A 19,027-nucleotide genomic window follows, 5' to 3' on the forward strand; every position below is an offset into this window, starting at 1 on the left:
TGTCGGACGGCTCTCAGTGTGGACATCGGCTGGCGCGCAGGGCAATACGGCGAGCGCGATGGTTCTGCGCTGTTCACCGCGTGGTTACCGCGACACGCCATAGACGGTGTCGATGGCGATGATCGGTACTGCGTCCTGGACGCGATGGCACTCGCTGGGCACGGTGGAGGGGACCTGACCAGAGGAGAACCCATGCACCCGGCTCGTTCGACCATCCGTGGCGCCCGCGCGAGCGTGCTCGCGCTCGCCGTGCTGGCGGTGGGTATCGGCGCCTGTTCCGCCGATCCGGACGTACGGTCCGCCGCTCCGGCCACCACGGTGACCACCGAGGCCCCCATCCAGGCGCCGCCGACCACCCGGCAGCTCGACCACAGCCTCGACGACGACCTGTTCGCCGCCGCCGCGAGCAACGACGCGGCGCGCGTACGTGACCTGATCGCTCGGGGCGCCGATCTGGAAACGCGCGGCGACCAGGGCCGGACGCCGCTGGTCGCCGCCACCAAGAACCGGGCGAGTGCGGCGGCGGTGGCTCTCATCGACGCGGGCGCCGACGTCGACGCCAAGGACGACCTGCAGGACTCCGCCTACCTCTACGCGGGTGCCGAGGGCTTCGACGAGATCCTCGAGCCGGTCCTGCGCCACGGCGCCGACCTGCGCAGCGTCAATCGCTACGGCGGGACCGCGCTCATTCCCGCCAGTGAGCACGGGCACGTGAGCACCGTGCGCCTGCTGATCGCGGCGGGCGTCGACGTGAACCACGTCAACACGCCGAAATGGACGGCGCTGCAGGAGGCGATCGTCTACGGCGACGGCTCGCAGCGCTACCAGGAGACCGTGACCGCGCTGCTCGACGCGGGCGCCGACCCGCGGATCCGCGACGCGGACGGCCGCACCGCGCTGGACAACGCCGAGCGGAGGAATCAGGACGCGATCGTCGCCCTGCTGCGCGGGCGCTGACCACGTGCCGACCGCGGCTGCGGGATACGCTCAGGTCAGCGGTCTACGCTCGGCGATATGGCCGCGGACGGGTTGTTCCTTGCTCCCACGATCGGCCGACCCGCGGACAAGGTCGGATACTTCCCCGACCGGGCGAGCTTCGAGCACTTCGCCGCCGCCTACCGCGCGGGCATGGCCCAACTTCCGCCGCCCGATGCCATCGCCGCGGTGCCGACCTCGTTCGGTCCCGTGCGCGCCTACCGCTTCGGTCCCGGCGGCGACACCCCCGTGGTCTTGCTGTCCGGCCGCCAGGCCTCGACGCCGATGTGGGCCACCAACCTGCCGGGCCTGATGGCGCGGCGCACGGTCTGGTCGGTGGACAGCGTGGGTGAGCCGGGCGCGAGCGGGCAGACCACGGCGCTGACCGATGGGTCGGATCAGGCGACCTGGATCGCCGAAACCCTGGTGGGACTGGGGGTCCGGCGGGCCCATCTGCTCGGTGTCAGCATCGGCGCGAACCTGGCCGTGCAGACCGCGCTGCATCGTCCGGAGCGCGTCGCCTCGATCACCCTGCTCGATCCGGCCGATACCTTCGCCCGGCTGAGCTGGAAGATGATCGTCGTCTCGCTGGGCAGTGCGGTCCCCGCCCTGCCGACCGGGCTGCGAAACCGCTTGCTGGGCTGGATCTCCGGCGGTGTCCCGGTCGACGACTCGATTCCCGAGGGCAGGCTGATCGCCGCCGGGATGACGGATTACCGTGGCGCCCAGCCGCTGCTCCCGCGCCCCACCGAGGACCAGCTGCGCGCTCTGACGGTGCCGGTCTTGGCCCTGTTCGCGGGCCGCTCCATCGTGCACGACGCCGACCGGGCCGCCGCCACCGCGCGCCTGATCCCCGGCGCGCAGGTCGAGGTCTGGCCCGACGCGTCCCACGCCATCAACGGCGAGTACCCCGACCGCATCGCCGAGCGATTCACCGCCTTCACCGCCGGGATCGGCTGACCGGCAACGGTTCCGGGTCGGCGTCGGGAGCAGGACGCGACAACGTTGCCCGATAGTGGGCGGGGGCGACCCCGAATCGGCGGACGAAGGCCTGCCGCAGTGATTCGGCGGTGCCGAAGCCGCAGCGGGTCGCGATCACCGCGACCGGGGTCGTGGTGTGGACGAGCAGTTGCGCGGCGGCCTCGACCCGCGCGCGGCGGATGTGGCGGCCGGGAGTGACGCCGAGATGCTTGCCGAACAGCCTGGTCAGGTGACGTGCGCTCACGCCTTCCCTGGCGGCCAGCGTCGCGGTGGACAGGTCCTCGGACAGATGCGCGGCGATATGCGCGGTGACCCGCCGGACCAGCGCGTGCTCGGCGTGCGGCTGCGCGGTGAACATGCTCATCTGCGCCTGTGAACCGGGCCGCTGCAAGTAGGTCACCAGGCCGCGGGCGACCTGGCGGGCCAGCTCGGCGCCGTGGTCCTCCTCGACGAAGGCGAGCATGAGGTCGATCGCGCTGGTCATCCCCGCCGCCGTGGCGACGCGGCCGTCACGGATGTAGATCGGATCGGGATCGACGGTGACGCGCGGATATTCGGCGGCCAGCATGTCGGCGGCGATCCAGTGCGTGGTCGCCCGCCTGCCGTCGAGCAGTCCGGCCGCGGCCAGCACGCTCGCCCCGGTGCAGACCGAGGCGACGCGGCGGCTCACCGCGGCGAGCCTGCGGACATGCGCGACCAGTGCGGTGTCGCGCGCCGCGTCCAGATGGCCGAGACCGCCGGAGACGATCAAGGTGTCGAGGGGGCCGGTGAGGCGCTCCCACCGGGCCTGCCCGTGCAACCGCAGCCCGGAATCGCAGGTGATGGTCCGCCCGCCGCGCGTGGCCAGTTCGACCCGGTACGGCGGATCGGCGCCGAGCCGGTTGGCGCCGTCGAGGGTGGTGGTGACGCAGGCCAGGTCGAGCAGCTCGGCGCCGTCGTAGCCGATGACGGCAACAGTCCGTGCGCCCATAGGGCCCAGTGTAGGTGGGCCGGGCGTCGTCCTCGCGGGTCTGTTCTGCCAGGAATCACAAGAAAACAGACAGGGTCGGCCGCGGCTGTCGAATGTCGCGTTCGCGCGCACCAGGCTGAGGGAACGGCGATCGACGGAGGCGGGTCATGACGGTATCGGACCAGCGAATGTCCTTGGGATACAGAAGAATCGGTGCGGCGATGCCGCGGCGCTGGCCGAGTGTCGTCGCGCTCGGGCTGGTGCTGCTGATCTGGCCGACGGGCGCGGAGAGCACGGTGCGGGCGCTGGCGGAGCTGTTGGTCGTGTTGCCGCTGATCTATCTGGTCACCGCGGCCCTCGGCAGGCCGGATCGCACATGGGCTGTCTTCGGCGCGCTCGGTGTCCTGTTCGGCCTGCTGTCGGTGCAGAACCTGGTGCCGACCACGGTCGTGCTGGCGGTGGTGGCGGCGCTCGCGGTGGCCCTGGCGCTGCGCCACGACCGGGTCGATCGGCCGTTTCTGGCGCAGCTCTCGGGTTTCGCGCTGTTCACGGTGCTCGCGGTGGCGGCGCAGCACGTGGATACCGGGTGGGCGCGGGTCCTGGTCGCGGCGGGCTGGATCGGGCACGGTCTGTGGGACTACGAACATCGGCACGCGCGGCGCACGGTCGCGCGTACCTTCGCGGAGTTCTGCGGTCTGGTCGACGTACTCGTGGGAGTGGCCGTCCTCGCGATCCCCTGACCGGGGTTCGGCGATCTCAGCCGAGGACCGAGATCGCCAGGCCGAGCAGGGCGCCGCCGAAATCCACGGTGTTGCGGACCTTCTGGAGGGTCCAGGTCCACGCCGGGAAGCCGGCGGGCACGGGCTGCAACGCCGCCCCGGACGGGACGTTCCGGTTCGGTCTCGCCGCTCTGCTCGACGGCATCGGCGCACGGAGAACGCTCCAGGGCAACCCTATTCGGCGTCCGCGCTGATCCGGTCCAGCACCGCGCCGACCACCAGGCAACCGCTGTCGACGACATCGGCCAGCGGCTGACGGTAGTCGTCGAGCACCCATTTCTGGGCGATGATCAGGATCGCGCCGACCAGCCCGAGCACGACCATCCGCGCGCTCGGCGCGGGATGGGAGTCCAGATCCACATACGGCGTCAACAGCGCCAGGCAGATGTCGACCAGCGCGTCGAGCACATCGTGGTAGGCGCGGTCGACGGTCGGGCTCACGCCGAGGATCTCGAAGAAGGCGATCCGCGGCACGCGGGGATCGTCGAGGATGAGCTGGAAGTACGCCGTGAGCGTGCCGCGCACCCTGGTGTCGATATCGGCGTCGAGGTCGCCGATGCCGACGTGGATCGCCTCCAGCATCCGCGCGGTGACCTCGCGATACACCTCGAGCAGCAGGTCCTCGCTGTCGGTGAAGGATTCGTAGAAGTACCGCTTCCCGACGCCGGCCGCGGCACAGATGGTGGTGACGGTGGTGTTGCGGTAGCCGTCGGTGCCGAAGGCTTCGGTGGCCGCCTCGATGAGCCGGGCACGCCGTTCCTGCTGACGCTGTCCGGGTGCGGCGCCGCGGTACCTGCGTCCGTCGGCATCGATATCGGGCGCGTTCACGCCATCGATTCTGTCAGGTGGCTCGTGCGGGTCGGCGCGGCGGCCGGTGGTTGCGGGGGAGGGGCCGAGAACATGTTCTTGCGATCGAACGTGACGCAGGCTACGTTACTTCCCGGTACGGGAACGTCGTGGTTCCCGATGGTGGAGGGCTGAGACCGAAGCATGATCAAAAATCGAGGGCGACTGGCCGCGCTGGTCGCATCCGTCGTCGTGTTCGCGGGCGCTGTCGCATCGGCCCCGGTCGGCCAGGCGTTGCCGCCCGACGGGGGGCTGGACGCGCAGTTCGTCGCCACCCACAACGGCCCGCAGCAATACCCGAACGTCTTCATCGAGTGGGACGTGCCGATCACGATGAGTGACGGAACGGTATTGAAAGCCAACGTCTATCACCCGGCGGGTGCCGACGGCCAGCCGATCACCGAGCCGACGCCCACCATCGTCAACATGACGCCGTACACGAAGCTGGTGTCCAACGTCGCCGACTCGGCGCTCGCCGTGCCCGGCCTGTCCGACGTGCTGCTGCCGGTGCTGCAGAACCTGGACTTCTCGGCGTTCGGCTTCAGCAGCCTCAGCGACATGATGAAGGCGCTGCCCGGCGGCGCCGCCCGCACCTTCGGTGTCGACCGGAACCTGATCCGCGGCGGCTACACCCAGGTCGTCGTCGATGTGCGCGGCACCGGATTCTCCCAGGGCACCTGGCAGGTGTTCGGCGAACGCGAACAGCTCGACGGCGTCGAGGTCGTCGACTGGGCGGCCGCGCAGGGCTGGTCCAACGGCAAGATCGGGATGAGCGGCATCTCCTACTCGGGGATCAATCAGCTCCAGACCGCGCAGCGCCATCCCGCCGCGCTCAAGGCGATCTTCCCGATCGTGCCCGGCAGCGACCTGATCCGCGATGTGGCCGCGCCCGGCGGCGCGCTGGGCGTCGGCTTCATCCCGCCGTGGCTGCTCGCCGTCGACGGGGCGAAGCTGCTGCCGGACCTGGTGTCGATTTTTTCCGGCAAGTTCGACTGGACGTGGCTCGGCGACCGGGTGCGTGACCCGTTCACCTTCTTCAATGTGCTCATCGCGGCCCTGACCACGCCGAGCGTGGACCAGATCCCGCCGGAGATGGCCAGCATCCTCGACGACGAGAGCCCGCTGCGCACCGCCTGGGTCGGGCAGCCCGACCAGGTGCGGGTGCCGACCTTCCTCTACGGCGGCTGGCACGACATCTTCACCTACTCGACCCCGCGCATCTACAACGCCGTCGATGTGCCCGCCGAGCAGAAGAAGCTCGTCATGGGCAACGTCTACCACGTGACCGTGAGTTCGGGTCTGGGCCAGGCCGGTGCGCCCGCGCCGCTGGAGTCGTTGCAGCGGGCGTGGTTCGACAAGTGGCTCAAGGGCATCGACAACGGAGTCGACCGCTACGAGCCGGTCACCCTGTGGCAGCAGGGCAGTGAGCAGTGGACGACCGACGTCGCCTTCCCGCGGCCCGGCATGCAGTACCGGCGGATGTACCTCGACCCCGCGTCGTCCGGCTCGGCGCCGGGCGCCCGCTTCGACGGCAGTCTCGTCGGCGCACCCGGTGCCGCGCAGCGGGTATCGGTGGATCCGAGCCTGACGACCATCTGCTCGCGGGACGCCGCGCAGGGCACGGCGGGGCTGATCCCGCTGCCGGACGTGTGCGCCAAGGACGCGCGGATCAGTGAGGGCGCGGCGCTGACCTTCACCACCGCTCCGGTCACCCAGGCGACCCGGATCTCCGGCGCGATCGCCGCGCACCTGAACACGGTGCTCGACGCGACCGACGGCTACTGGACCGTCACGGTGAACGACGTCGCGCCCGACGGCCGGTCGACGGTCTGGTCGCAGGGTCAGCTGGTGGCCTCGCTGCGCGCGGTCGACGACGGCAAGTCGACCCGCTCGCCCAACGGTGACTACACCGACCCGTACCCGATCCTCACCCTGGACACCCGTCAGCCGGTCGTCCCGGGCGAGCCGACCACGATCGACATCGGCATCCGCGCCACCGACGGCGTCCTGCTGCCGGGGCACCGGCTGCGCATCGACGTCTTCGCGAGCAACTTCCCCAGCGGAATCCCGTTGCGGCCGTTGCTGAACGAGAGCGGCCTGCGCACCCAGCACCTCGAACTCGACCCCGCTCGCCCGAGCTGGATCAACGTTCCGCTGGATACCGATCCCGGCTGGTGATCGCCGCCCGCGCGGCGCAGCGCTGATCGTGGCTCGCCTTTCGGCCGAAGGCCCCGCCCCGCGGCGGGGCCTTCATGGCTTCGGCGACGCCGTGACCGGCGCTTCGACCGGAACACCGGAGTCCGGCAGTCCCGCGTAGTCGGGCAGCTCGATGCCGTTGATCGCGCGGTCGATCAGGTCGAAGTCCCACTCGGTCGCGGCCTCGCCCGGCGCGGCGGTCAAGCTCTGCGCGTGCAGCCTGCCGATTTCCTGGTTGGCCTCGACGAACGAGCGCATCCGCCGCTCGTAGCCGGTGAATCCGGCCTCCGGGTCCCAGCCGGCAGCGGCCAGCTCGCCGGCCAGCAGATAGGCGCCGACCAGAGCCAGCCCGGTGCCCTGCCCGGACATCGGCGACGAGCTGAAGGCCGCGTCCCCGAGCAGCCCCACCCGGCCGGTCGACCAGCGGTCCATCACCACCTGGGCGACCTGGTCGAGGTAGAAGTCCGGGGTGTCGTCCAGGTGGGCGAGGATGCGCGAGGTCGACCAGCCCATACCGGCCATCCGCTCGCGCAGCAGGCGCTGCTGGGCCGCGATGTCGCGGTGGTCGACGTCGAAGTCCCCCGAGGGGAAGGAGAAGATCGCCATCGCCCGGGTGGTGTCCCGCAGCGGCCGCAGAATCGCGGTGCGACCGGACTGCTGGTACTCGATCAGCCGGCGGTCCAGCCCGAACTCGTTGGGCACGCTGTAGAAGGCCAGCACGAGCCCGAGGTGGCGGAGGAATCGCTCGTGCGGCCCGAAGACCATCGCCCGCAGTGCCGAGTGCAGCCCGTCCGCCCCGATCACCAGGTCGAAGCGCCGCCGGTCGCCGCTCTCGAAGGTCACGTCGACCCCGTCCGGGTCCTGGGTGAGCGTCGCGATCCGGTCGCCGAACAGGTACTCGACGTCGTCGCGGGTGTCGTCGTAGAGCACCTGGGACAGGTCACCGCGCAGGATCTCGATCTCCGCGATGTAGCCGTCGCCGCCGTCGTCGTCCGCACGGACGGTCTCCAGCACGGTCCCGGTCGCGTCCACGGTGTGCGCGCCCGCGGTCTCGGTGCGGGCCGCGCGCACCCGCGCGTCGAGCCCCATGCGCCGGATGACCTCCCTGCTCACCCCGCGTGCGTCCACCGCCTGTCCCCCGGGACGCAGCGTGTGGGCCCGTTCCACCACCGTCACCTCGGCCCCGCGCCGGTGCAGCCAGTGCGCGAGCGCGGGCCCCGCGATGCTCGCCCCCGCTACCAGCACCCTGGGGCTGTGCGGCCCGCCCGCCCGCTCGCCCATCTCGTCCGGGTGTTCGTGCGCGGGGTTGTCGACGCTCATCGTTGCCTCCGTGTGCTTCTGCCCGCGCTGGAACGGTCCCGGCACAGGCCCACCGCTGTCGGTGTATCCACCGGTATCGACGACGGCTCCACCCAGAATTCATCGGTGCGGTCGCGGTCGGGTGTCCACACCTACCCGGGCACTCGGCTGACCCGCGCGCCCGCCGCGTCGGCGAGGTGGGCGAAGGTGACGGCGTCCTCGACGGCGGCACCGCCGTGGTCGTTGTTGAAGTAGACGTAGCCGTCGGCATCGCCCGGCCCGGCGTCGAGTAGTCGGTCCACCCAGCTCGCCAGCGCCCGGCGACCGTAATGCGGTGGGGGAGCGGCGCGTCCGGCGTGCAGGCGCAGATAGACCCAGCCGGTGGTCCGCCACAGCGGGGTGACCGGGCGCGAGTCGCGATCGGCCCAGGCCAGCGCCGCGTTCCGTGATTCCAGGACCGCACGGATCTCGTCGGTCCACCACGACGCGTGCCGCGGCTCGACGGCGACCCGCACCGTGGCGGGGAAGCAGCGCAGGCAGTCGTCGAGCAGCGCGGGATCGGCGCGCAGGGTCGGCGGCAGTTGCAGCAGGATCGGGCCCAGCCGGTCGCCGAGGCCGTCGGCCCGGTCGAGCAGGCGCTGCACCGGTTCGGCGGGATCCCGTAATCGCTTGATGTGGGTGAGATAGCGGCTGGCCTTCACCGCGATCACGAAGTCGGCCGGAGTGCGCTCCCGCCAGGCGGTGAAGGTCTCCCGGCTCGGCAGCCGGTAGAAGGCATTGTTCGACTCGACGGTGGCGAACGCGTCGGCGTAGCGCTCGAGCCAGCGTCGCGTCGGCAGGCCCTCCGGATACAGCACACCGCGCCAATCGCGGTACTGCCAGCCGGAGGTGCCGACCCGGATCACGCCACTCACCTGCCCCTCGCGCACGCTCACTCGGTGCCCCCGCATCCGGCGACTACCCGGGCAGCCCGTCCGGAAACGGTCCTCGCGCCGCGCACCACGGTCCCGGGGCAGGTCCGGCACACTGAGGTGGTGAGCGCATCTGGCAGCGGGCGGGCTCGAACCGGCGCGGTGGCGGTGGGGCGGTGGGTCCGCAGCGCGCCGGGGACCTACCTGTGGCTGGCCGCGCTGGCGGTGACCACGATCATCATCCGGCGGCTGCCCGACGACGAGGCGCGCCAATGGCTGGGCCACCGGTCGACCAATCTGCATCATCTGGCCGAGGACCCCATCCGGGTGCTGATCGGCAGCGCGTTCTGGACCGACGGGGGCAGCTGGTTCGCCTACGCGGTGCTGTTCACTCTTTTCCACGCCAATGCCGAACGCTGGCTCGGCACGCTGCGCTGGCTCGCGGTGGCGGTGCTCGCCCATGTCGGCGCCACCTACCTCAGCGAAGGCGTGCTGCTGTGGGCGATCCGCCACGACGACGCACCCGAACGCGCGATGTACACCCTCGACGTGGGCGTCAGCTACGCGCTGGCCGGCGTCGCGGCGGTGCTGGCCTACCGGCTGGTGACGCCGTGGCGGTGGCTCTACGTCCTGGGCGTGCTCGCGGTCGTGCTGCCGCCGGTCTTCGTCGATCGCACGTTCACCGACGTGGGACACGCGAGCGCCGCCGCCCTCGGCTTCGCCTGCTACCCGCTCACCCGGGGGCGCGGCGGTGCCTGGGATCCGGCGGCGCTGGTGCGCCGGTTCCGGCACCGCGCCTCGGCCGGATGACCCCTACCTGCGACATCGAGGTTGCCTGCCGGTAGCCGGATAGGGTGGCCTGGTGATCTTGCTGGTGGTCGGTGTGGTTCTGCTCGGGATCTTCGCGCTGCGCTTCCGTCAGGAGCGTCGCCGGTTCGGTAACGGGGTGCTGTTGCTGCTCGGGCTGCTGTGCGCGGGTGGGGCGCTGGTGTCCGCCGGCGCGGAGGGAGCGGGGCCGGAGTTGTTGCTCGCGCTGGCGCTGGTGCTGTCGCCGCTGCTCGTGCTGGTGCTGGCGGGTTTGCTGATGGTCAACGGGGTGGTGATGTTGCGCCGGGAAGGCGTGCGGGCGGCCAATCTGCTCTCGCTCGGCCTGGGCCTGGCGTTGCTCGTCCCGTACGGGCTGCTGGTGGTCGCGGTGGTCGCGCGGTGGCAGGTGCTCGGCGTGCTGCTGCTCGCCGTCGTCCTCGTCGCCGCCTACCTGGGCTTCGTGCTGTCGGCGTTTCTGCTCTATTCGGTGGTCTACGGCATGGCCACCCGCACCGACAACGCCGCCGCGATCGTCGTGCACGGCGCGGGACTGCTGGGCGACCGGGTGCCGCCGCTGCTGGCGAGCAGGCTGGACCGGGCGCTGGGCATCTGGCACGCGGCTCAGGCACGGGGCCGCACCCCGCTGCTGGTGCCCAGTGGTGGCAAGGGCTCCGACGAGAAGGTCTCCGAGGCCGACGCGATGAGCGCCTACCTGGCCGAACACGGCGTGCCCGCCCAGGACGTGCTGCCCGAGGACCGGTCGACGAGCACCAGGGAAAACCTGCTGTTCAGCAGGGAGTTGCTGGCCAGGCAGGGGGTCGACCGCGACATTGTGCTGGTCACCAGCAATTTCCATGTGCTGCGCACCGCGCTGCTCGCCCGATCCGTCGGCCTCGACGCCCAGGCGGTCGGTGCGCCGACCGCCCGCTACTACCTGCCCAGCGCCATCCTGCGGGAGTTCGCCGCCGTGCTCGTCGAGTACAAACGGCTCAATATCGCCGTCTGCGCGATGTTGGTCGCGCTCCCGTTCGTGGCACTGCTCGCCTCCTGACTTCGGCGAAAAACGCGGCAAAATAGGTGTTACCTCGAATACTACGTACATGTATCATTTCCTTACCGCACGACCGGCGCACCGTGGCGCCGGCGCTCGACCGAGCAACGCGCGGTAGGACGAGGAGTACCGATGAAGCTACTTCGCCGGGCCGTACGGCGACCGGAGGTAGATCCCGGCAAGGTCGCCCTGCATGCCCGCAACGTGACCTTCGATTGGTCGGATGTCGATCTGCAGTGGATGCCGGCCGAACCGTACGCATCCCACCTGATCAGCGCGCTGAACATGCTGCTGCCCGAGGGCGAGCGGATGTTCATCGTGACCTACCGCGAGGCGCTGGCCTACGTGAAGGACGAGAAGCTGCGCGAGGACATGCTCGGTTTCATCGGGCAGGAATCGATGCACGCCGAGACCCACGAGAAGGTCCTGCACGACGTGCTCACCGCCAACGGCATCGACGCGGCGCCCTACGTGCGGCAGATGGAATACCTGTTCCGCAAGACGCTGGGCCCCCGTGGCGGTGACGACCGCGCCGGACGGCAGATGCTGATCGAACGGCTCGCGTTCATCGCCTGCCTCGAGCACTTCTTCGCCTGGCTCGGCGACTGGGTGATCAACGCCGATTTGGAGAAGTTCGGCGCCGACCCGCGCATGGCCGATCTGTTCCGCTGGCACGGTGCCGAGGAGGTCGAGCACCGCAACGTCGCCCACGACGTCGCCGAGTACTTCGGCGTCGGCTACGTGCGCCGCTGCGCCTCGATGATGCTGGTGTTCCCGATCTTCATCGCGCTGCTGGTGCGTGGCGCGAAGTTCCTGGTGCAGCAGGATCCGCAGCTGCCCGATCACGGGTACCCGCGGGTGATCTCCTCGGTCCTGGGCGCGATGTGGCGCGGCGCGTTGCCGGGCATCCCGTCGCTGCTGATCAGTGCGCTGTCGACCTTCCAGCCCGGCTACAGCCCGGAGAACGTCGGTTCGACCGCGCAGGCTGTCGCCTATCTCGCGCAGTCGCCCGCGGCCAGGGCGGCGGCCTCGTGACGGTGCGCGAGGTGCCGCAGGCGCTGCCCGGCGACCTCTACGGCAAGCATCGCCACGATCCCGGCACCCGCGTGCTCGACGCGATCGCGACCGCCCGGCTGCGCTGGAGTGCCCTGGTCAACCGTCGTGACGTGCGCCCGCGCGTCGACGATCGCCGGTTCCCGGTGGTGGTCACCGAGCGCCGGATCGTCGCGCACGACCAGGACGTGGTGAGTCTGCGCCTGGAGGCGCCGGACGGCCGGGTGCTGCCCGCGTGGCGTCCCGGCGCGCACCTGGATCTCGAGCTGCCCTCCGGCCTGCTGCGGCAGTACTCGCTGTGCGGCGACCCCGCCGACGAGCGCGCCTACCGGATCGCGGTGCGCCGCATCCCCGACGGCGGCGGTGGCTCGCGCGAGGTGCACGACGAACTGCCGGTGGGCAGCCGATTCGTGGTGCGCGGTCCGCGTAACGCCTTCCCGTTCGCGGTTCCCGGTCATGGTTCGCCCGCGCAGCGCCTGCACTTCGTCGCCGGCGGCATCGGCATCACACCGATCCTGCCGATGGCGCGGCTCGCGCACCGGCTCGGCGTGCCGTGGACGATGGTCTACACGGGGCGCTCGCGCGACACCATCCCGTTCCTGGCCGAGCTGGAGAGCTTCGGCGAGCATGTCGTCGTGCGCACCGACGACGAGCACGGTCTGCCCGACGCGGCGGCGCTGCTGCCCGGGGTCGGCGCGGGCACGGCGGTCTATGCCTGTGGCCCGACCCCGATGACCTCGGCGATCGTCGCCGCGGTGCGCGCCATGCCCCAGGTGGAACTGCACTTCGAGCGGTTCTCGCCGCCGCCGATCGTGGACGGCACCGCCTTCGAGATCGAATTCGCCTCCACCGGTGCGGTGATCGAGGTCCCCGCCGACCGCAGCGCGCTCGACGCCATCCTCGCGACCCGCCCCGACCAGCCCTACTCGTGCCGGCAGGGCTTCTGCCGCACCTGCGTCGTGCGGGTGCTCGCGGGCGAGCCCGATCATCGGGAGAACACCCTCTCCGATGCCGACCATGCCGCGGGCGAGCTGCTCGCCTGCGTATCCCGTTCGCACGGTGAGCGATTGGTGCTCGACCTGTGAGTTCGATTCCAGGACAAGGAGTCCGAAGAGAGATGTCTGTCGACACCACGCAGGCCGCCAACCGGCGCACCGTCCGCAACGGCGAGTTCGAGCTCGCCGTGTTCGAATACGGCGACCCCGCGGCCGACACCGTCGTGCTCGTGCACGGCTGGCCCGACACCCACCACCTGTGGGACAAGGTGATTCCACGACTCGCGCAGCGCTTCCACGTCGTCGCCTACGACACCCGCGGCCACGGCGAGTCCACCCGCACCCAGCGCACCGCCGACTTCCGGCTCGACGAACTCGCCCGCGACTTCTACGCCGTCATCGACACGGTCAGTCCCGACCGTCCGGTGCACGTGCTCGCCCACGACTGGGGTTCGGTGCAGGTGTGGGAGGCGGTGTGCGAGCCGCAGGCGACCGAGCGGATCGCCTCGTTCACCTCGGTGTCGGGCCCGAACCTCGACCACCTGGCCGCCTGGGTGCGCGACCGGCTCTCCCGACCGACCCCGCGCAACATCTGGCAGCCGGTGACTCAGGCGCTGTCCTCGGCCTACACCGCGTTCTTCATGACCCCGGTGCTGCCGCGCGCCACCTTCGGCGCCATCGGCACCGAGAAGGTGTGGCAGCGCGCCGTCGCGCTGATGAACGACACCGCGCCCGGCAATGTCGTGCTCGGCCCCACGTTCCGCCGCGACATGGTCGACGGCCTGCTCATCTATCGCGCGAACATCGTGCAGCGCATGCTGTCGCCGCGCGAGCGCCGCACCGAGGTGCCGGTGCAGCTGATCGTGGCCGGTCGCGACGTGGCCGTGCGCCCCGCGGGCTACGACGACTCCCGCAAGTGGACCGCTCGCCTGTGGCGTCGGGATGTGCCCGCCGGGCACTGGATGCCGTTCTCGCACCCCGACCTGCTGGCCACCGCCACCACGGAACTGATCGACGCGCTCGCCGGCGGTGAGGTCCCGCGCGGGCTCGCCCGCGCCGAAGTGGGCCGCACCCGTAAGGAATTCGAGAACAAGCTGGTGGTGATCACCGGTGCGGGCAGCGGCATCGGTCGTGAGACCGCGCTGGCCTTCGCCCGGCTCGGCGGCGAGGTGGTGGTCTCGGACGTGAACGAGAACGCCGCCAAGGAGACAGCGGAGCTGATCGTCGCCGAAGGTGGTGTCGCGCACGCCTACGCGCTGGACGTGTCCGACGAGGCCGCGGTCCGTGCGCATGCCGACGACGTCATCGCCGCGCACGGCGTGCCCGACGTCCTGATCAACAACGCCGGTGTCGGGCAGGCGGGCGGCTTCCTCGACACCCCGTCCGCGGAATTCGACCGGGTCCTGCGGATCAACCTGGGCGGTGTGGTCAACGGCTGCCGGGCTTTCGGCGCGGCGATGGCCGAGCGCGGCCTGGGCGGGCACATCGTGAACCTGTCCAGCATGGCCGCCTACAGCCCGCAGCGCGACATGGCCGCCTATGCCACCAGCAAGTCGGCGGTGTTCATGTTCTCCGACTGCCTGCGGGCCGAACTGGCCGAGCGCGGCATCTCGGTCTCGACCGTGTGCCCGGGCATCGTGCACACCAATATCGTGGCCACCACCCGCATCTCGGGTGTCTCCGCCGAGGACGAGGCGGCCACCCAGCGCAAGTTCGACAAGCTCTACGAGCGGCGCGGTTACACCCCCGACAAGGTCGCGGCGCAGATCGTGAAGGCGGTGCGCGGCGGCCGTGACATCGTGCCGGTGACGCCGGAATCGTGGGTGCAGTACCGGATCAACCGGCTCGCGCCCGGCGCGGTGCGGTTCGCGGCCCGCCGGATGAAGCTGGTCTGACGCGCGGTCACGCCCGGCGCAGTCGCTCCCGCACGGCGGCGACGTGCCGGGCGTCCACGCCCCACGGCTGCTCGACGCCGACCTTGCGGTCGAGGTCCCACAGCACGCACTGTTCGTCCGGTCCGGCCACCAGCGACCAGGCCACCACGGTCCGGCCGAGCTGGTCGAGCATGGACCCGTGATCGGGTGCGCTGTCGCCGGCGCCGTCGGGGAAGTGGTGCAGGAACCGGCCGTAGGCGTCGGTACAGAATCGCGCGTACTGCTGGGTGCACAGGATGAACCCGTGCCAGGCTTCGTCGACCGCGTGCGAGGGCATCCCGATCACCTGGTCGTCGCGCATCGCCGCGCCGCAGCAGCGCAACCATTGGCGCAGACCGGTTTCCACCAGTTCGCGCGGCTGCCAGGGGCAGGTCTTGAAGATCGCGTCGGGGAAACGCAGGTCGGCGACGGTGCGATCGACCGCGCCGAGGTCGATCGGTCGCGGACCGCGTCGAAGGAACGAGAGCGCCACGATGTCACTGTAAGCCCCCTGGGTGGTCGCTCGTCTGCGCTGCCGCGGACGGGTGGGGCGGCTAGCCTGCAGACATGGTGGTGATGCTGGTGATCGTGCTCGCGTTCTTGGTGGTCGGTCTCGCGGTGCTGGTCACGGCGGTAGTGGTGCTGGTTCGCAAGCTGAGTCCGCCGCGTGGCCCGCAGGGTTTCACCGATCAGAGCTGGCTGGCCGGGTCGGCGGGGACCTACGGGTTCTTCGACGGGCCGACCGGGCCGCACGGCTCCGGATCGAGCTGCGGCGGTGGCGCGACCAGCAGTTGTGGCGGGGGCAGTAGCAGCGGTTGCTCCGGCAGCGGCAGTGGTTGCGGCGGCGGATCGAGCAGCAGTTGTGGCGGTGGTTCGAGCAGCAGTTGTGGCGGCGGATCGAGCAGCAGCTGTGGCGGTGGTTCCAGCAGCAGTTGCGGTGGCGGCTCGTGATCGGGTGATCCACGCCGCACCCCTCTTGACCTGAACTCGACTTCAGGTTCCATGCTGAGCGCGTCGGTGTAGATACCACGAGGGAGTCGCGATGCGTGCTGTGCAGGTCAAGGAATTCGGTGGACCGGAAGTGCTCGAGGTGCGGGAACTGCCCGCGCCGCAACCCGGTCCGGCCGAAGTGGTGGTCGATGTCGAGGTCGCCGATGTGATGTTCCTCGACACCCGGCTGCGCAGCGGCTGGGGCCGGGACTTCTTCCCGCTGAGCCTGCCGTACGTGCCCGGCGGCGCGATCGGCGGCGTCGTCTCGGCGGTCGGCGCCGAGGTCGACTCCGGCTGGCTCGGCAAGCGCGTCGTCACCCAGACCGCCGCCAGCGGTGTCGGCGGCGGCGTGCCCACCGGCGGCTACGCCGAACACGCCCTGGCCAAGGCCGAGACCCTGGTGCGGATCGCCGACGGGCTGAGCACCCAGCAGGCCGTCGCGCTCGCCCACGACGGCCGCACCGCGTTCGCCGTGTTCGACCACGCGGCCGTCGGCCCGGATTCGTGGGTGCTGATCACCGCGGCCGCGGGTGGTCTCGGCACGCTGCTCACCCAGCTGTCGGTGGCGGCGGGCGCGAAGGTGGTGGCCGCCGCGCGCGGCGCCGACAAGCTCGCCCTCGCGCAGCGGCTCGGCGCGAGCGAGGTCGTCGACTACACGGTCGACGGCTGGGACGAGCGGGTGCGTGAGATCACCGGCGGGGGTGCCGATGTCGTCTTCGACGGCGCGGGCGGCGCGCTCGGCGGCCTGGCCCTGACCGCCGCGGCCGACGGCGGCATCTTCCTCGGATACGGGTCCGCCGCAGGTGATTTCGCTCACGCCGACGCCGAGGCGGCCGCCGCCCGCGGCATCACCGTGCTCGGTCTGTTCGATGTCGTCGCCGGCGAAATCGACTGGACGGCCATCGCTCGACGCGCTCAAACCGAGGTCGCCGCAGGCAGACTGGAGGTGGTGATCGGTCAGACGTTCCCGATCGAGCAAGTCGAGCGCGCGCACGCGGTCATCGAGAGCCGATCGGCACTCGGCCGGACCCTGTTGACGATCGGCGCGTCATTGTAACTTAGTCTGCGCCGCAACGGAATACGCGATAAGTTCATACTGTGCAGGGAATAATTGTCATAGCAGTGATAGTCGCGGTTCTTCTGTTGGTTATCGGCGTGATCAAGCTAGCCAGCAACCCCGGGGGCACGATCGAGCGCCGCGACCGCGAGCGGCGGGCACAGGTGCCGCGGCAGAAAGCCGAAAAGGCTTAGCTGGGTTCACTTCTGGGGTGCAGTACCACCACGGCGATCGGTCGCCGCGTCTTCGTCTGATAGCCGCGGTACCGGTCGCCGTTGACTGCGTTCACCAGTTCCCAGCGCCGGGCGTAGTCCGGATCGTCCGGGTAGGTCGCCCGCGCGGTCACCGCGATCTTGCGCGTCCCCACCTGGATCTCGCAGTCCGGCCGCGCGGTCACGTTCGCCAGCCATCCCGGCGGCCGCGGCGACCCGCCGTTCGACGCGGTCACCAGAAAGTCCGCCCCGTCGCGGGCATAGGTCAAGGCCGATGTGCGCGCCTGCCCGGTCTTGCGCCCCACCGTCCGCAGCAACAGGGTCGGATTCCCGAACAGCAAACGGTGCCCCACCAGCCCACCGCTGTGCTCGTAGATCCACTGATGCCCCGCCAGAACTCGCACGAAAAGATCGGCCATACCCCCATCCTCGCCCGCCTCGCCGACCCCCGCCACCCGGCTCGCCGAGTGGTCAACGTCGCACCCCACCGGGTACCATGCGACTCGCCCGGGGACACCCCTGGCCAGGGGCGGTAGCTCAGTCGGTTAGAGCCGCGGACTCATAATCCGCTGGTCGTGGGTTCGAGCCCCACCCGCCCCACTGTCCTGTCAGGGTGGGGGAATCGGTCGGTTTCGGGTGGTTCGCGGTGGCTTGGCGTGTCGGGGAGATCGGGGCGGGGTCGGGCAGGGGGATGTGCGCGGGGTGTGGGCGGCGAGAGCGTCGATCAAGGTGGTGTGCAACGGGAGCCACTCGGTCAGCCCGGCGACGGCGACGACGCGCGCGACCACCGAGGGGCCCGGATCGACCACGCTGACGAGCACGCCGTGGGCGGCGGCTTGCTGAGCGCGGGCCGCCAGGTCCAGCACCGAGCGGCACGCCATGAATTCGGTGTCGCTGATGTCGACGACGAGGTGACCGCACTCGATGGCGCGGTCGACGGCGGTATCGACCATGCGATGCCAGCGTTGGAGGGTGAAGGCGTCGATCTCGCCGTGCACGTGCAGGATGACCACGGTGCTGCGGGACTCGAGCTCGGCGTGCAGACGCTGACAGATATCGGCGGGTTCGCCGGCGGCCGCGGGGAACAGGTCCTCGTCGTGGCGGTACGGGGTGCTCATCGGCCTGCCTCCTCGGCGAAACCGGCGGGCGTGGCGCCCGACCGGTTCCGGGTCGACAAAGAACGGCTGGTAGTTCCCTATTCCAGCACCACGGTGCCGGAACTGTCGCCGATCGTGACGCAGCTGTTGTCGAGGGGGAACTCGTTCGTTTTCCGGGTCGCCCGTCGCGCCGGTTCCGCCGGCAGCGCGTGAACGGCATTGCCCAGCAGTGCGGTTCGGTCGGGGAGTTCGCCCGGCCGTGGCCGGATTCTGGGGTCAGGCGGGCCCGTCGTCGGAGGTCCAGAGGGCGCGCAGGGGTCGCAGGCCGTCTTCGACGTAGTCCGCGATCGGGCGGTCGCCGCCGTCGAGGTACCACTGTTCGAGCGCGGCGAAATAGCCGAAGGTCAGGGCATTGGTGGCGACGCGGGCCTGGGTTTCGGTGAATTTCCCGGTCGAGGCGATCAGCGGGAGGAGTCGCCGGCTGGTGCGATCGGCGGAGGCGCAGGCGGCCATGCGGACCGAGGGCTCGGTGAAGTGGTAGCGGACCCGGCGCCACGGGCCCTTGTCGGCCGGGGCGGGTTCCTCGCCGGTGGATTCGTCGGCGCGTACCGAGCGGAGCAGGCTCTCGACGGGGTCGTGGGGGTCGACCATCTCGGCGATCTCGGCCTCGCTCATGGTGTCGAACTCGTCGGCGACGATGATCCCTTCCTTCGTGCCGAACAGCCGGTAGACCGTCGACGGTGAGACTTCGGCGGCAGCCGCGATCTCGTCGATCGTGACGGCGCCGAAGCCCTTCTCGTCGAACAGATCCAGGGCGCGTTCCTGGATGGTGTGCATGGCCTTGAGCCGCCACCGCTCACGAAGTCCGGTCATGCGAGCAGGTTAGCAAGAGCTACTCGTTTCAGAAAGTGACTCG

Annotated in this window: 20 protein-coding genes and 1 tRNA gene; 11 read left to right on the plus strand and 10 right to left on the minus strand. The window is 70.5% G+C overall.

The window, feature by feature from the left end:
- Positions 1 to 192 precede the first annotated feature (192 nt).
- Together Q7X29_RS10640 and Q7X29_RS10645 are read left to right on the plus strand one after the other, a co-directional pair.
- The gene (locus Q7X29_RS10640; protein WP_316573941.1) at positions 193 to 957 is read left to right on the plus strand and encodes an ankyrin repeat domain-containing protein; all 765 of its coding nucleotides are present in this window, start codon (positions 193 to 195) and stop codon (positions 955 to 957) included.
- Positions 958 to 1,014: 57 nt separating this feature from the next.
- Positions 1,015 to 1,935 (plus strand): alpha/beta fold hydrolase, encoded by a 921-nt coding sequence (locus Q7X29_RS10645; RefSeq protein ID WP_316573942.1) that lies wholly within the window; start codon positions 1,015 to 1,017, stop codon positions 1,933 to 1,935.
- On the opposite strand, the gene Q7X29_RS10650 is transcribed toward Q7X29_RS10645, so the two are convergent.
- A complete protein-coding gene (locus Q7X29_RS10650) occupies positions 1,916 to 2,926 on the minus strand; it encodes a GlxA family transcriptional regulator (RefSeq protein WP_218718943.1) in 1,011 nt (336 codons plus the stop codon). The genes Q7X29_RS10645 and Q7X29_RS10650 overlap by 20 nt on opposite strands.
- Positions 2,927 to 3,126: 200 nt before the next feature.
- Between Q7X29_RS10650 and Q7X29_RS10655 the strand changes: the two genes are divergently transcribed.
- The gene (locus Q7X29_RS10655; RefSeq protein WP_316573943.1) at positions 3,127 to 3,645 is read left to right on the plus strand and encodes a hypothetical protein; all 519 of its coding nucleotides are present in this window, start codon (positions 3,127 to 3,129) and stop codon (positions 3,643 to 3,645) included.
- Positions 3,646 to 3,661: 16 nt separating this feature from the next.
- Here Q7X29_RS10655 and Q7X29_RS10660 read toward each other — a convergent pair whose 3' ends face one another.
- Together Q7X29_RS10660 and Q7X29_RS10665 are read right to left on the minus strand one after the other, a co-directional pair.
- On the minus strand, positions 3,662 to 3,829 hold the full coding sequence (locus tag Q7X29_RS10660) for a hypothetical protein (protein WP_218718941.1): 168 nt from the start codon (positions 3,827 to 3,829) through the stop codon (positions 3,662 to 3,664).
- A 29-nt stretch (positions 3,830 to 3,858) separates the two neighbouring features.
- Positions 3,859 to 4,512, minus strand: coding sequence for a TetR/AcrR family transcriptional regulator (locus Q7X29_RS10665; RefSeq protein ID WP_218718940.1), 654 nt, complete (start codon positions 4,510 to 4,512; stop codon positions 3,859 to 3,861).
- 162 nt (positions 4,513 to 4,674) lie between these two features.
- Here Q7X29_RS10665 and Q7X29_RS10670 point away from each other — a divergent pair, with 162 nt between their 5' ends.
- A complete protein-coding gene (locus tag Q7X29_RS10670) occupies positions 4,675 to 6,708 on the plus strand; it encodes a CocE/NonD family hydrolase (protein ID WP_316573944.1) in 2,034 nt (677 codons plus the stop codon).
- 72 nt (positions 6,709 to 6,780) lie between these two features.
- On the opposite strand, the gene Q7X29_RS10675 is transcribed toward Q7X29_RS10670, so the two are convergent.
- On the minus strand, positions 6,781 to 8,046 hold the full coding sequence (locus tag Q7X29_RS10675; protein ID WP_316573945.1) for an FAD-dependent monooxygenase: 1,266 nt from the start codon (positions 8,044 to 8,046) through the stop codon (positions 6,781 to 6,783).
- A gap of 131 nt (positions 8,047 to 8,177) precedes the next feature.
- Positions 8,178 to 8,960, minus strand: coding sequence for a DUF72 domain-containing protein (locus tag Q7X29_RS10680; protein ID WP_316573946.1), 783 nt, complete (start codon positions 8,958 to 8,960; stop codon positions 8,178 to 8,180).
- 99 nt (positions 8,961 to 9,059) lie between these two features.
- On the opposite strand from Q7X29_RS10680, the gene Q7X29_RS10685 reads away from it, so the two are divergent.
- The 5 genes from Q7X29_RS10685 (at position 9,060) to Q7X29_RS10705 (ending at position 14,737) form a co-directional block, all read left to right on the plus strand.
- Positions 9,060 to 9,746 (plus strand): rhomboid-like protein, encoded by a 687-nt coding sequence (locus Q7X29_RS10685; RefSeq protein WP_308248511.1) that lies wholly within the window; start codon positions 9,060 to 9,062, stop codon positions 9,744 to 9,746.
- 52 nt (positions 9,747 to 9,798) lie between these two features.
- A complete protein-coding gene (locus Q7X29_RS10690) occupies positions 9,799 to 10,794 on the plus strand; it encodes a YdcF family protein (RefSeq protein ID WP_316573947.1) in 996 nt (331 codons plus the stop codon).
- 132 nt (positions 10,795 to 10,926) lie between these two features.
- Positions 10,927 to 11,829: a metal-dependent hydrolase gene (locus Q7X29_RS10695; protein ID WP_218718935.1), complete on the plus strand. Its 903-nt coding sequence runs from the start codon at positions 10,927 to 10,929 to the stop codon at positions 11,827 to 11,829.
- Complete coding sequence (locus Q7X29_RS10700; RefSeq protein ID WP_316573948.1) at positions 11,826 to 12,932, plus strand: PDR/VanB family oxidoreductase; 1,107 nt, start codon at positions 11,826 to 11,828, stop codon at positions 12,930 to 12,932. The genes Q7X29_RS10695 and Q7X29_RS10700 overlap by 4 nt, the downstream gene beginning before the upstream one ends.
- Before the next feature lie 32 nt (positions 12,933 to 12,964).
- The gene (locus Q7X29_RS10705; RefSeq protein ID WP_316573949.1) at positions 12,965 to 14,737 is read left to right on the plus strand and encodes an SDR family oxidoreductase; all 1,773 of its coding nucleotides are present in this window, start codon (positions 12,965 to 12,967) and stop codon (positions 14,735 to 14,737) included.
- A 7-nt stretch (positions 14,738 to 14,744) separates the two neighbouring features.
- Here Q7X29_RS10705 and Q7X29_RS10710 read toward each other — a convergent pair whose 3' ends face one another.
- Positions 14,745 to 15,248, minus strand: coding sequence for a glycine-rich domain-containing protein (locus Q7X29_RS10710; protein ID WP_218718932.1), 504 nt, complete (start codon positions 15,246 to 15,248; stop codon positions 14,745 to 14,747).
- Positions 15,249 to 15,474: 226 nt separating this feature from the next.
- Positions 15,475 to 15,726, minus strand: coding sequence for a hypothetical protein (locus Q7X29_RS10715; protein ID WP_316573950.1), 252 nt, complete (start codon positions 15,724 to 15,726; stop codon positions 15,475 to 15,477).
- Between the two features lie 71 nt (positions 15,727 to 15,797).
- On the opposite strand from Q7X29_RS10715, the gene Q7X29_RS10720 reads away from it, so the two are divergent.
- Complete coding sequence (locus Q7X29_RS10720) at positions 15,798 to 16,802, plus strand: zinc-binding dehydrogenase (protein ID WP_316573951.1); 1,005 nt, start codon at positions 15,798 to 15,800, stop codon at positions 16,800 to 16,802.
- Between the two features lie 190 nt (positions 16,803 to 16,992).
- Here the strand turns inward: Q7X29_RS10720 and Q7X29_RS10725 are convergent, their stop codons facing one another.
- Complete coding sequence (locus tag Q7X29_RS10725) at positions 16,993 to 17,433, minus strand: nitroreductase family deazaflavin-dependent oxidoreductase (protein WP_316573952.1); 441 nt, start codon at positions 17,431 to 17,433, stop codon at positions 16,993 to 16,995.
- A gap of 107 nt (positions 17,434 to 17,540) precedes the next feature.
- Here Q7X29_RS10725 and Q7X29_RS10730 point away from each other — a divergent pair.
- Positions 17,541 to 17,614: transfer RNA gene (locus Q7X29_RS10730), tRNA-Ile, on the plus strand.
- A gap of 8 nt (positions 17,615 to 17,622) precedes the next feature.
- On the opposite strand, the gene Q7X29_RS10735 is transcribed toward Q7X29_RS10730, so the two are convergent.
- Positions 17,623 to 18,132, minus strand: a complete 510-nt coding sequence (locus Q7X29_RS10735) for an anti-sigma factor antagonist (RefSeq protein ID WP_316573953.1) — start codon at positions 18,130 to 18,132, stop codon at positions 17,623 to 17,625.
- 255 nt (positions 18,133 to 18,387) lie between these two features.
- On the minus strand, positions 18,388 to 18,984 hold the full coding sequence (locus tag Q7X29_RS10740) for a TetR/AcrR family transcriptional regulator (protein WP_218718927.1): 597 nt from the start codon (positions 18,982 to 18,984) through the stop codon (positions 18,388 to 18,390).
- Positions 18,985 to 19,027 lie beyond the last annotated feature (43 nt).

Source organism: Nocardia canadensis (assembly GCF_032656385.1).
Taxonomy (GTDB): Bacteria; Actinomycetota; Actinomycetes; order Mycobacteriales; family Mycobacteriaceae; genus Nocardia; species Nocardia canadensis.